General features: G+C 59.5%; 12 protein-coding genes. 4 read left to right on the top strand and 8 right to left on the bottom strand.

What is annotated here, in order from left to right:
* Positions 1-35 precede the first annotated feature (35 nt).
* Positions 36-1,550 (bottom strand): threonine ammonia-lyase, biosynthetic, encoded by a 1,515-nt coding sequence (gene ilvA, locus ACZRKZ_RS15160; protein WP_463967729.1) that lies wholly within the window; start codon positions 1,548-1,550, stop codon positions 36-38.
* A 136-nt stretch (positions 1,551-1,686) separates the two neighbouring features.
* Here ilvA and rpiA point away from each other — a divergent pair, with 136 nt between their 5' ends.
* Positions 1,687-2,358: a ribose-5-phosphate isomerase RpiA gene (gene rpiA / locus ACZRKZ_RS15155; protein WP_463967728.1), complete on the top strand. Its 672-nt coding sequence runs from the start codon at positions 1,687-1,689 to the stop codon at positions 2,356-2,358.
* A 361-nt stretch (positions 2,359-2,719) separates the two neighbouring features.
* On the top strand, positions 2,720-4,666 hold the full coding sequence (locus ACZRKZ_RS15150) for an autotransporter domain-containing protein (protein ID WP_463981966.1): 1,947 nt from the start codon (positions 2,720-2,722) through the stop codon (positions 4,664-4,666).
* Between the two features lie 40 nt (positions 4,667-4,706).
* Here ACZRKZ_RS15150 and ACZRKZ_RS15145 read toward each other — a convergent pair whose 3' ends face one another.
* The 4 genes from ACZRKZ_RS15145 to ACZRKZ_RS15130 all read right to left on the bottom strand — a co-directional run bounded on the left by ACZRKZ_RS15145 (position 4,707) and on the right by ACZRKZ_RS15130 (position 8,926).
* Complete coding sequence (locus ACZRKZ_RS15145; protein ID WP_463981965.1) at positions 4,707-5,621, bottom strand: SdiA-regulated domain-containing protein; 915 nt, start codon at positions 5,619-5,621, stop codon at positions 4,707-4,709.
* Positions 5,622-5,742: 121 nt separating this feature from the next.
* Complete coding sequence (locus tag ACZRKZ_RS15140; protein WP_463981964.1) at positions 5,743-6,669, bottom strand: SdiA-regulated domain-containing protein; 927 nt, start codon at positions 6,667-6,669, stop codon at positions 5,743-5,745.
* Positions 6,670-6,841: 172 nt separating this feature from the next.
* A complete protein-coding gene (locus ACZRKZ_RS15135; protein ID WP_463967724.1) occupies positions 6,842-7,507 on the bottom strand; it encodes a fumarylacetoacetate hydrolase family protein in 666 nt (221 codons plus the stop codon).
* Between the two features lie 24 nt (positions 7,508-7,531).
* On the bottom strand, positions 7,532-8,926 hold the full coding sequence (locus ACZRKZ_RS15130) for an FAD-binding oxidoreductase (protein WP_463981963.1): 1,395 nt from the start codon (positions 8,924-8,926) through the stop codon (positions 7,532-7,534).
* A 204-nt stretch (positions 8,927-9,130) separates the two neighbouring features.
* On the opposite strand from ACZRKZ_RS15130, the gene serA reads away from it, so the two are divergent.
* Positions 9,131-10,360, top strand: a complete 1,230-nt coding sequence (gene serA / locus ACZRKZ_RS15125; RefSeq protein ID WP_463967722.1) for a phosphoglycerate dehydrogenase — start codon at positions 9,131-9,133, stop codon at positions 10,358-10,360.
* Positions 10,361-10,421: 61 nt separating this feature from the next.
* Here the strand turns inward: serA and ACZRKZ_RS15120 are convergent, their stop codons facing one another.
* Complete coding sequence (locus ACZRKZ_RS15120; protein WP_133100896.1) at positions 10,422-10,862, bottom strand: DUF4399 domain-containing protein; 441 nt, start codon at positions 10,860-10,862, stop codon at positions 10,422-10,424.
* Between the two features lie 134 nt (positions 10,863-10,996).
* On the opposite strand from ACZRKZ_RS15120, the gene ACZRKZ_RS15115 reads away from it, so the two are divergent.
* Positions 10,997-11,776 carry a transporter substrate-binding domain-containing protein gene (locus tag ACZRKZ_RS15115; RefSeq protein WP_463981962.1) on the top strand — a complete coding sequence of 260 codons (780 nt, stop codon included), beginning with the start codon at positions 10,997-10,999 and terminating at the stop codon, positions 11,774-11,776.
* A gap of 37 nt (positions 11,777-11,813) precedes the next feature.
* On the opposite strand, the gene ACZRKZ_RS15110 is transcribed toward ACZRKZ_RS15115, so the two are convergent.
* On the bottom strand, positions 11,814-12,308 hold the full coding sequence (locus ACZRKZ_RS15110; protein ID WP_463981961.1) for a 2-thiouracil desulfurase family protein: 495 nt from the start codon (positions 12,306-12,308) through the stop codon (positions 11,814-11,816).
* 2 nt (positions 12,309-12,310) lie between these two features.
* A complete protein-coding gene (locus ACZRKZ_RS15105; RefSeq protein ID WP_463967927.1) occupies positions 12,311-12,943 on the bottom strand; it encodes a 2OG-Fe(II) oxygenase in 633 nt (210 codons plus the stop codon).
* Positions 12,944-12,957: the final 14 nt, after the last annotated feature.

The raw sequence follows: 12,957 nt of genomic DNA, 5'->3' as shown, positions 1-12,957 counted from the left end.
CAATTCCTTAAAGGCCGCCCAATCAGCGTAGTCGTTCAACCGAGGAACAGTTGGTAGGCCGGGTTATCACTTTCATCCCAATACGGGTATCCGATGGCTTCCAGCGCCGCCTGCACCAGGTGACGCTCGCTCGCCGGCACTTGTAAGCCGGCGACCACACGCCCATCGGCCGCGCCGTGGTTGCGATAGTGGAACATCGAGATGTTCCAGCGCCCGCCCAACTTGTTAAGAAAGTTGAACAACGCCCCCGGACGCTCCGGGAATTCGAAGCGAAACACCACTTCATCGCTGACCTTCGCCGCATGGCCGCCGACCATATGACGGATATGCAGCTTGGCCAGTTCGTTTTCCGTCAGGTCCAGCACCGGGAAACCCTGGCTGGTCAGGCTGGAGATCAGGGCGCTGCGCGGGTCGTTTTCCGGGTGGGTCTGCACGCCGACGAAAATGTGCGCTTCGCTGCCGGAATGGTAGCGGTAGTTGAATTCTGTGATCTGGCGCTTGCCCACGGCTTCGCAGAAGGCTTTGAAGCTGCCCGGTTTCTCGGGGATGGTCACGGCAATAATGGCTTCGCGACCTTCACCCAACTCGGCACGCTCGGCCACATGGCGCAAGCGATCGAAGTTGACGTTGGCCCCGGAATCAATGGCGACAAAGGTCTGACCAGTGACGCCACGGGTCTCGACATACTTCTTGATCCCTGCCACGCCCAGGGCGCCGGCGGGCTCGGTGATGGAGCGGGTGTCGTCGTAGATGTCCTTGATCGCCGCGCAGATTTCATCGGTGCTGACGGTGATCACTTCGTCCACATAGTCTTTGCAGATATCGAAGGTGTGCTGGCCGATCTGCGCCACCGCAACGCCGTCGGCGAAGATGCCCACGGTCGGCAGTACCACACGCTCGCCCGCCGCCATGGCGGCTTGCAGGCAGTTGGAGTCGTCAGGCTCGACGCCGATGATCTTGATTTCCGGGCGCAGGTATTTCACGTAGGCCGCGATGCCAGCGATCAGGCCACCACCGCCCACCGGTACAAAAATCGCGTCCAACGGCCCTGGATGCTGGCGCAAAATCTCCATCGCCACGGTGCCCTGCCCGGCAATGGTGTGCGGATCATCGTAAGGGTGAATGTAGACAAAGCCTTTTTCGTCGACCAGTTTCAGCGAGTACGCCAACGCTTCCGGAAAGGAATCACCGTGCAGCACCACTTTGCCGCCACGGGAGCGCACGCCTTCAACCTTGATCTCCGGAGTGGTCTTGGGCATCACGATAGTGGCCTTGACCCCCAGCACCTTGGCCGCCAGGGCCAGGCCCTGGGCATGGTTGCCGGCAGACGCGGTGACAACGCCGCGGGCGCGCTCTTCAGCCGTCAGTTGCGTGAGCTTGTTGTAAGCGCCGCGAATCTTGAAGGAAAACACCGGCTGCAAGTCTTCACGCTTGAGCCAGACCTTGTTACCCAGGCGCTCGGAGAGCTGGCGGGCGGTCTGCAATGGGGTTTCTACGGCAACGTCATAAACGCGCGAGGTGAGGATCTTCTTGACGTACTGTTCGAGCATCGGAAAGCATCACTGGGCGGTTTGGGCAGGGCCAAGGAGTCTAACCCAGCGTTTGGCCGGGCGACCACACGAATACAAAGGTTTTGTTGGGTTATACTCGCGTCCCTCTTTACTCCCCGCCCGTTCCGGAGCCCGCATGACCCAGGATCAACTCAAACAGGCAGTGGCCCAGGCCGCCGTCGATTTAATCCTTCCCAAGCTCGACGATAAAAGCATCGTCGGTGTCGGCACCGGCTCCACTGCCAACTGCTTTATCGATGCGTTGGCCCTGCACAAGGGCGCGTTCGACGGCGCCGTCGCCAGCTCCGAAGCGACCGCCGCACGCCTCAAGGGCCACGGAATTCCGGTGTACGAGCTCAACACCGTCAGCGACCTGGAGTTCTACGTGGACGGCGCCGATGAAAGCGACGAACACCTGAACCTGATCAAAGGCGGCGGCGCAGCCCTGACCCGCGAGAAGATCGTCGCAGCCGTGGCCAAGACCTTCATTTGCATCGCCGACGCCAGCAAGCTGGTACCGGTGCTCGGCGCGTTCCCGCTGCCAGTGGAAGTGATCCCCATGGCCCGCAGCCACGTGGCCCGCGAGCTGGTGAAGCTGGGCGGCGACCCGGTGTACCGTGAAGGTGTGCTGACGGATAACGGCAACATCATCATCGACGTGTTCAATATGCAGATCACCAACCCGGTGGAGCTGGAGCGTCAGATCAATGCCATCGTTGGCGTGGTCACCAATGGCTTGTTTGCAGCGCGTCCTGCGGATGTGTTGCTGCTGGGTACTGCCGAAGGCGTGAAGACCCTCAAGGCCTAAGTACACGCAGAACCCATGTGGGAGCGGGCTTGCTCGCGATGGCAGAGTGTCAGTCGATATCTTGATTGACTGATCCACCGCTATCGCGAGCAAGCCCGCTCCCACATTTTTGACCGCGCTTCATCCGATGGACATGTAACAAAAACGCTACTTTTCGCAGCAACCCTCCCCCCGCCTGCCCCAACTTGTGCGCCAGATCACGGCATCCTCAGCCATATCTGGTATCAAATCCGTTACAACTTATAGCCAGGCGGCCCCCACTTCCAACAACGCGCCAATTCGCGACTGCCCCATGGAATGAGGCGCGCATTGTGCAATTGGTCCCGCCGAGCAACTCCCTCACCCCTTCAAGGAAGACCTTGTGATCAAGCCTCTAGCACTCGCTATCAGCGTTGCCAGCGCCCTGCTGTCGACCCACACACTGGCCTACGATTACGGCCAACACGCCAACACCACCCTGGAAAAGCTGATCAACGACTACCCCGGTCGTTACCGCGGCACGGCCAATTTCGCCGGGGCGGCCGACTGGATGCAGAGCCAGATGGGCAGCGCCTACAACATCAGCCGTCAGGATTTCTCCTGGAACGGTGGCAGCCGCGCCTCGCAAAACGTGGTCGCTTATGCCGCCGGCACAAAACCGCAGTACGTGGTGATCGGCGCACACTTCGACACCTATTTCGGCCGCCCAACCTTGCAAGGCCTGGACGATAACGGCTCCGGCGCCAGCGTGCTGACGGAAGTGGCGAAGAACCTTGGCGGCCTGCAGCTGGAAAACGGCCTGCAAATCGTCGGCTTTGGCGCCGAGGAAGAAGGTTTGCGCGGCTCCAAGGCGTTCGTCGACTCGCTGAGCGCCAGCCAACGGGCCAACATGTTGGCGATGATCAACCTCGACAGCCTGATAACCGGCGACATGATGTATGCCCACGCCGGCCAGAACAGTACCGCCAACCCGGCCCTGGCTTCCCTGCGCGAACACACCTTACAGATCGCCAAGGAGTTGAACATCAATCTGTTCACCAACCCCGGCCTCGACCCGCAATACCCCGCTGGCACTGGCTGTTGCAGCGACGGGGAAGCCTTTGAAGGGCTGAATATCCCGATCCTCTATATCGAAGCCACCAACTGGGAGCTGGGGGACCTGGACGGCTACACCCAGACCGACAACCCGGCGATCCCCGGTGGCTCGACCTGGCACGATCCCAACGAAGACAACAAGGCCGTGCTGACCAACGCCTTCGGCCAGGAGCGCATCGACCAGCGCTTGCGAGACTATTCACGCCTGCTCAGCCGCCTGGTACTGGAGTTGACCAACGCCGACTTGATGGCATCCACCGCGTCGGGCGGCGCGGTTGCGCGCAATATGCAGGACAATCTGCAACGCCAGCACCAGTCCATGGTGCGTCTGCATGATCGCCGCTGGCTGACACTGCAATCGGCCAGCCGCGAGGAGGGCAGCTTCGATGGCGAGATTGGCGTCGACGGCGAGTACAACCCGGACAGCGGTTTCGACACTGCGCCCAACCCCGAAGCCCGGCACTTGGGGCTGCACGCCTTGGGTGACTACCAGTTGAGTTCAAATCTGAATATCGGCGCCAGCCTCAGCTACCTCAACGGGCGCGACAAGCTGGAACATCGTGGCAAACTGGAAAGCGACACGTGGCAAGCAGCGGTCTACGCCCTGCTGAACGATGGCGGCCCGACCTGGCTGGCGGGCGACCTGAGCGTCGGCCACAGCAGCTTCGATTCCCAGCGCAACCTGGTGATCCAGGCCAATGGCGGGCCAGTGCTACTCAATCAGCACCTGACCGGCGAAACCGATGCCTTGTCCCTGGGCGCGCGGGTGCTCGGCGGCTACGACTTCGACTTCGGCGCCATCAAGAGTGGGCCGTTTGCCGGGCTGGACTACAGCCACTACCGCATCGATAAATTCCACGAGAAGCAGAACCTGCGAACTGCCCTTGAGTATCAGGAACAGTCCTTCGATTCCCTGGAAGCCAGCCTTGGCTGGCGCGTGCGTGGCGCCGTTGCCCTGCCCTATGGCTTGAGCCTGATGCCTTATGGCGATATCGCCTGGGTCAAGGAGCTGGCGGATGGTCGACTGGACGATCTTGACTTGATCGCCCGCGCCGATGGCCAGGCACGTACAGCCAAGCTCGGTTCAGTGGACAAGACCTTTGGCCGGGCGCAAGTCGGCAGCCAACTGGCAATCACTCCGCAGCTTGGGGTGTACGCCGAAGTAAATGGCCGCCTGGGCCACGCTGAGGGCAGCCAGACCGGCTACTCATTGGGCGTGCAATGGATGTTTTGATTGAGGTGGCCCCTGCAGGGGCGAGGCGGGTTCGTTGGGTTCAGGGTGCCGGTTTCTTGAACACATAGAACAGGTTCGGCTCACTGACCATATAGAGCGTGCCGTGGTCGTCCATGGCAATCCCTTCGGCTTGGGGTACACGTTTTTTCAAACCATGGCGTCCCTTGAGCAGCGACAAACTGCTCAAGGGACGACCGTCGATATCCAGCTCCAGCACCAGAAACGACTCATCGGACAGCGCCAGCAAATGGCCGCTGCGCTCATCGTATTGCAGGCTGGACAGGTCGCGCACAAACAGCCCTGCATCGCGCTTGGGGTTGTTGATGACGTGTACCGAGTAGGTTTTTTCTGGCTTGAAATGGGGAAAGCCGTGCACTTCGTAGATCAGCATCGGATCCTTTTCCTTGGCGACAAACAGCCGTTTGCCCACCGAGTCGTAGGCCAGGCCTTCAAAGCCCTTGTTGCTACCCAGGTGCAAACCCAAGGTCATTTGTTCGGCATCGGCGGCATCGAGAAACTGGGTGTCGTCCTCCAGGTGAACCTTGATCAACCGTTGCTGGTATTCGTCGCTGATGACGTAGGTGTTCTCGCTGATAAATTCCACCGCCTCGGCATCGCCAAAGCCCACCAAATGAATACGCCGCACAATCTTGCCGCCCAGGGACAGCTCGATCAGTTCGGCGTTTTTATTGGTGACAGTGAACAGACTGTTGCGCACCGGATCGTAGGTCAGCGCCGAGACGTCATCGTCCAGGCCGTCGATGACCTGGGCCTCCACAGCGACCTGGTAGCCCGCCAGGCCAATGGAGCGCTCGTCGGCAGGCTGGCGCCAGGACTGCCAGTTGAACCAGGCACGTTCAAACAAGCGGAACTGCTGAGCGAGCACCCCCACGGCAACGAGGGCGATCAGCAACAGGATAAAAAAAGCGGGCTTGGGGCGGGCAAGTCGACGCATGGGAGCGGGCTCAAAGTAAAAACTGGCGAATGAATATCACGGCCGCCTGAATTTAAGCTTAAACGCACCTGACAGTCTGGTGAATGCCGCTGACAGAGAAGAGTCCGACGTAATCAGTCTGCTATTTCTGCTTCTCGAAACGATAGAACAGATTTGGCTCACTGACCATGTACAGGGTGCCGTTCTCGTCCACGGTCACACCTTCAGCACGGGGAATGGTGTTCTTCAAGCCGTTGAAGCCGCCGAGCAAGGTCATGAAGCTGACTTGCTCGCCTGTTTCATCCAACTCCAGCAGCAGGTGGGAATCGGCCGACAGCGCCAACATATGGCCGGTGCGCGGGTCGATGCTCAGGGCCGAAAGGTTGCGTATGTCCAATTCGGTGCTGGGATGCTTCTGTTTGTCGCCAACCAGGGCCTGGCTGCCGTCGCTTTTCCAGGTGAACAAGGCCGGTGGGCGTTCCTCACCCAGTACGAGCTGCTGGTTGCGTTTGTCCCAGGTGATGGCTTCGAACGCTTTGTTCTGGTCCTTGGACGGGCCAAGGTCATAGGTCGGGAAGTCGGCGAAGGTCAGTTGGCGGGTGTCTGCATCGACCTTGACCAGGGTCAGGGTGTGCATGCGCTCATCGACAATGGCCAGCACGCCGTTCTCCATCACGGTCACACCTTCCGGGTTGTTCCAGCCAAGCAGCGGCATCTTGCGCAGCACATCGCCTTGCAGGCTCAGCTCGACCAGGAACGGGTTCTTGCCCATGACCGAGAACAGCGTTTTGGTTTGCGGGTTGTAGGCCAGGTCCGAAGCTTCGTCCTTTTCCATCCCCGGCAGTAGCTTGGCGTCGATCACCGCGTGATAGTCCGGAAGCCAGACGCTTTCCTGGCGTTCTACCGGGCTTTCGAAGCGCTCCAGCACCCATAACACGCCACGGTCGTCCCAGTGCATCGCCCAGGAGACGCCATAGATGATCGCCCCGGCCAGGAACAGCCAGGAATACCAGCGCATGGCGAAGCGGGAAAGGCGAGAGGGGTTTACCGACGGAAGAGGCACGGCCATTGAGAACTTTCCAGAAAGTCAGCTATAGGTGATAGCACAGGATCGACAGGCCCGCGTACCGCAGGCTAGGGATTATCCAGATGAGGTGTGAAAAAAATGCAATAAGCCAACGCTGGGCAACCTGGGAGCGGGCTTGTCGTGGCGAGCGGGCAAGCCCGCTCGCCACAAGTGTTTAGCGAACGCTGCTTTCGAAGCGACTGATGCCTGGCAATTCCAGCACCAGTTCATCACCGGCATTCAACGGCCCCACGCCGGCAGGCGTACCGGTGAGGATTACATCACCCGCCTGCAGCGAAAAGCAGCCAGCCATGTGCTGGATCATTGGGATTATCGGATTGAGCATGCTGGCGCTATTACCATCCTGGCGCACCTCACCATTGATGGTCAGGCGAATGCCGATGTCGGCGATGTCCGCAAAACTGCTGCCCACTACAAACGGTGCAATCACCGCGGCGCCGTCGAAGGACTTGGCGATTTCCCACGGCAGCCCCTTGGCTTTCAGCTCTGCCTGTTTGTCGCGCAGGGTCAGATCCAGGGCCGGAGCGAAGCCAGAGATGGCGTCCAGCACTTCTTCACGGCTGGGCTTGGTCGACAAGGGTTTGCCGATCAGTACCGCAATTTCCGCTTCGTAGTGCACCGAACCACGCTCGGCAGGGATGGTAAAACCGCCTTCCAGCGCCACAACGCAACTGCCCGGCTTGATAAACAGCAGGGGCTCGGTGGGTACCGGGTTATCCAGTTCCTTGGCGTGTTCGGCGTAGTTGCGCCCGATACACACCACTTTCCCCAGGGGAAAGTGGATATTGGTCCCGTCGACGTACTTGTGCTGATAGCTCATTGACCCACTCCTGGTTCGTGACGGTTAAACAGCGAAGATCTTGCCTGGGTTCATGATCCCATTCGGGTCGAATACTGCCTTCACTGCCTTCATGTATTCGATTTCTACTGGCGAACGGGTGTAGCTCAGATAATCGCGTTTGGTCATCCCAACGCCGTGTTCGGCGGAGATCGAACCGTTGTACTTCTCGACGGTTTCGAATACCCACTTGTTGACGGTGGCGCACTTGGCGAAGAACTCATCCTTGCTCAGGTTTTCCGGCTTGAGGATGTTCAAGTGCAGGTTGCCGTCGCCGATGTGGCCGAACCAGACGATTTCGAAGTCTGGGTAGTGCTCGCCGACGATCGCGTCGATTTCCTTCAGGAAAGCCGGGACTTTCGATACGGTGACCGAGATGTCGTTCTTGTACGGCGTCCAGTGAGAAATGGTCTCGGAGATGTACTCGCGCAGCTTCCACAGGTTATGCAGTTGGGTTTCGCTCTGGCTCATCACGCCGTCCAGTACCCAGCCCTGTTCGACGCAGTGCTCGAAGGTTTCCAGGGCATCGTTGGCCACTTCTTCAGTGGTCGCTTCAAATTCCAGCAACGCGTAGAACGGGCAATCGGATTCGAACGGCGCCAGCACGTCGCCACGGGCAAGGACCTTGGCCAGGGCTTTGTCGGAGAAGAATTCGAAGGCGGTCAAGTCCAGCTTGCTCTGGAAGGCGTGCAACACGGGCATGATCGAGTCGAAATCGGCGGTACCGAGAACCATGGCAGTGAGGTTTTTCGGCGCCCGGTCCAGGCGCATGGTCGCTTCAACCACAAAGCCCAGGGTGCCCTCGGCGCCGATAAACAGCTGGCGCATGTCGTAGCCGGTAGCGTTCTTGATCAGGTCTTTGTTCAGCTCCAGCAGGTCGCCCTTGCCGGTGACCACTTTCATGCCCGCGACCCAGTTGCGGGTCATGCCGTAGCGAATCACCTTGATCCCGCCGGCATTGGTGCCGATATTGCCGCCAATCTGGCTGGAACCGGACGACGCGAAGTCCACCGGGTAGTACAGGCCTTTTTCTTCGGCGGTGTTCTGCAACTGCTTGGTGACCACGCCCGGTTGGCACACGGCGGTGCGATCGGTGAGGTTCACGTCGAGGATCTGGTTCATATAGTCGAACGACACCACCACTTCGCCATTGGCGGCTACCGCTGCGGCCGAAAGTCCTGTGCGACCACCGGACGGCACCAGCGCGACCTTGTGTGCATTGGCCCAGCGAACAATGGCCTGCACCTGTTCAGTGGTCTTCGGGAAGACAATGGCGGTAGGGGCCGGGGCGAAATGCTTGGTCCAATCCTTGCCGTAAGCATTCAGGGAGTCGGCATCGGTCAGGACCTTGCCAGGCTCAACCAGGGTCTTTAGCTCATCAATCAGGGCAGGATGGGTCATCGACAGAACTCTCGAACAATTCATGGTCATCCTGAGAACGCTTCACGTCGCAGGAATGGGTGTTTAGCGGGGCACGTATGCTAGCATACCGCCCCCGCAGGATAGTGCCCAAGGGCGTTCTGCGGTGACGGCTTTCCTGCCGTCCGGGTCAGCTTGCGCTGCTCGACTCCCTGCCAATTTTCTCCGGGATACAGGTTTACGCAGATGAGCAAGACTTCTCTCGATAAGAGCAAGATCAAGTTCCTTCTTCTGGAAGGCGTCCACCCATCGGCCGTCGACGTCCTGAAGGCCTCCGGGTACACCAGCATTGAGTACATCACCAGTTCTCTGCCGGAATCCCAGCTCAAGGAAAAGATCGCCGACGCGCACTTTATCGGCATCCGCTCCCGCACCCAGTTGACCGAAGAAATCTTCGACCATGCCAAGAAGCTTGTGGCTGTAGGGTGTTTCTGCATCGGCACCAACCAGGTCGACCTCAACGCTGCGCGCGAGCGCGGCATCGCGGTGTTCAACGCACCGTACTCCAACACCCGTTCCGTTGCTGAACTGGTGCTGGCCGAGGCCATCCTGCTGCTGCGCGGTATCCCTGAGAAGAACGCTTCCTGCCACCGTGGCGGCTGGATCAAAAGCGCGGCCAACTCCTTCGAAATCCGTGGCAAGAAGTTGGGTATCGTCGGTTACGGCTCGATCGGCACGCAATTGTCGGTCCTGGCCGAAGGCCTGGGCATGCAGGTGTACTTCTACGACACCCTGACCAAATTGCCGCTGGGCAACGCCACTCAGGTCTCCAGCCTGACTGAGCTGCTGGGCATGTCGGACATCGTCACCCTGCACGTTCCGGAAACCGCTGAAACCCAGTGGATGATGGGCGAGAAAGAAATCCGCGCCATCAAGAAGGGCGGAATCTTGATCAACGCTGCTCGCGGCACCGTGGTCGAACTGGACGCACTGGCCGACGCGATCAAGGACAAGCACCTGATCGGCGCCGCCATCGACGTGTTCCCGGTAGAGCCTCGCTCCAACGACGACATCTTCGAAAGCCCGCTGCGTGGCCTGGACAATGTGATCCTGACCCCACACATCGGCGGTTCCACCGCTGAAGCCCAGGCCAACATCGGCCTGGAAGTGGCGGAGAAGCTGGTCAAGTACAGCGACAACGGTACGTCGGTGTCCTCGGTCAACTTCCCGGAAGTGGCGCTGCCGGCTCACCCTGGCAAGCACCGCCTGCTGCACATCCACAAGAACATTCCGGGTGTGATGAGCGAGATCAACAAGGTCTTCGCGGAAAACGGCATCAACATTTCCGGTCAGTTCCTGCAGACCAACGAGAAAGTCGGCTACGTCGTCATCGACGTCGACGCCGAGTACTCGGACCTGGCGCAAGAGAAGCTGCAGCACATCAACGGCACGATTCGTAGCCGCGTGTTGTTCTAGGTTTCAAGCGCCCACGAAAAAGGGAGACCCTCGGGTCTCCCTTTTTTTGTCTGAACAAATCTTACTTAACGTTAACCGTAATGACTTTAGACGCTACAGTCGGGTTGAATTGCATGTGCAGCTTGTCGCCGGCCACCAGTTGCAAGGTGTGCTTACCTGGAGTGAGGGTCAGTTCGGTTTCCGTCTGGGCCTTGCCGTAGTGGATCACGGTGTCGGTAGCCGGAATCGGCACGCTGGCGTCAGGCAGTGCTTTCTGGTCGACCAGCAGGTGGTGGTGACCGGTGCCTGGGGTCTGGTCGGTGGCTGGGGCCAGTTTCAGGCCTCCCATGCCGAACTTGACGGTGAAGGTCTTATCGACAGTGGCGCCGTCTTTGGGCGAGACGATGAAGACTTTGGCATCAGCCGGTGGTTCGCTGCGGGGGATACCGTCTGCGGCAGTCGCCAGCATCGAAGCACCCAGCAATAGGCTGGCCAGGGTTGCACGGGACAAAAAGGCTTTCATTAACTTCTCCAGTTTTTTTGTGAAATCTGTAGGGTTATGACAACTTAGCGACAAATCGTTGTCCAAGGCACTCAACACCATAGCAAAGCGAGTCTGAACGACGCCTCGCACATTCGAATTCTTTAGGAGTGACCATGCATTTTTTGCCTGGCCTGTTACTTTTGCTACCCCTGATGAGCCCCCTGGCTCATGCCGAAATGTTCGATGATGTGTTTGATCGCGGTGAATTGCGCATTGCCCTGGAGGCCAACACACCGCCCTTCAACTTCAAGGAAGGCGACAAGCTCACCGGCTTTGAAGTGGAACTGGGTGAGTTGCTGGCCAAAGAGATGGACGTACGCGCCTCCTTTATCACCACCGATGCCACGGACATGCTGCCCGGTGTGGAAAGCGGCAAGTACGACGTGGCGATCAACCATATCGCTGTGACTCCTGAACTGCAGGATCGTTTCGATTTCAGCGAACCCTATAGTTATTCCAGTGCCCAGTTGATTGTGCGCAAGCAGGAAAACCGCCCATTGGGCAGCCTTGACGCGCTCAAGGGCAAGGCGCTGGGCGTGGCCCAAGGCAGTCAGTTTGTGGAGCAGGCGCGCACCGCAGAAGGTGTCGACCTGCGCAGCTACGCCGACGCCAAACAACCGATCAAGGACGTGGCCGACCAGCAGATCGATGCGGCCATCAGTGATCGGCTGCTGATTCCCTACGCGATTCGCGACAGTCAGTTACCGGTTAAGGAAGGTGCAACCGTCGGCCCGACCTTGAGCCTGGCGATTCCCTTCCAGAAGGGCAACCCGGCGTTCAAGTCGAGCCTGGACAAGGCGCTGCAACGAATCAAGGCGGATGGCCGGCTGACGGCGTTGTCAGAGAAATGGTTCGGGATGGATGCGAGCAAGCCGGTGGCGAGGGCTGACTAAACTCGATCAATGTGGGAGCTGTCGAGCCCACATTAGATCAGTGCGGATTTGAGAGGTGCGCCAGCGCCTGTGCCGCCTCGGGCAGCTCCAGCTCACTGAACACCAACACCCCATGGCGCTTGAGCAACGCCGCTGTCACTCCTTCGCCGCTCACCTTCACGCCGCTGAAGGTGCCGTCATAGGTCAGCAGATTACCGCATGACGGGCTATTGGCCTTGAGCACCGCAATACGAATACCGTAGCGCTGCACCAACGCCAACGCCTGACGCGCGCCGTCGAGGAACGCTTCGCTGAAGTCTTCACCTTCAGCCGTCAGCACCTTAGCGCGGCCTTCCCAGACATCAACGCCCTGCCCGCCCGGAATCTCGGCAGACGGACGTGGCGTCGGCAAGCCACCGGCTACTTCTGGGCACACTGCAACCACGCGGCCTTCGGCCTGCCAAGCGGCCAGTTGATCAAAAGACCCGCTGGCCCCGCCGTCGTATCGCACGCGATGCCCGAGCAGGCAGCGGCTGATCAAGATTTTTTCCATGATTAAAACGGCTCGTTGCCCCGCCGGCGAAACCAGCCCGTCAAGGACAGGCGCTCGCGAGTGGCGGGCAGGACTTCATGGGGCACTTCACCCGACAGGAACACCACCAGGCAACCGCCGGTGGGCACCACATCGTGCTCCACACCCTCGTCAAGGTACATGCGCAACTGGCCACCATGCTCAGGCAGCCAGGCATTGTTCAAGTAGATCACCGCAGAGACCATACGCCGGTCGTCGTCGCGAAAGCGGTCAATATGCCTGAGGTAAAACGCTCCCGGCGGGTACAGGGCGAAATGGCTTTCAAAATCTTCCAGACCGAGGAACAGGCCTCGATTCATCGCCACCCGCAGGCTGTCCATCAGGTCGAGGTAATTGTCGCAGGCAGCGACCTGGCCGGCTTCCAGCCATTGAATGTGATCACCGCGAATACCCTCGCGAATCTCCTGAAACGGCCCGCGCCCAACGGCCGCTGGTGCCAATTCACCTTCAGCGGCACGTTTATGGCACTCAGCCGCCAGTTCCAGGGTCAGAGCCTCTGGCAGGAAGATGTTCTGCTGCGACCAGCCCTTCACAGCCAGGTCGTCGACGATGCGTAACAACAGCGGGTGATCAGAGGGTATTTGCATGGCGCGCATAGTATCCATACGCC

It is taken from the genome of Pseudomonas sp. c313 (genome assembly GCF_055407145.1).
The sequence above is the reverse complement of the archived record's forward strand: the minus strand, read 5'-3'. Positions and strand labels throughout refer to the sequence as shown.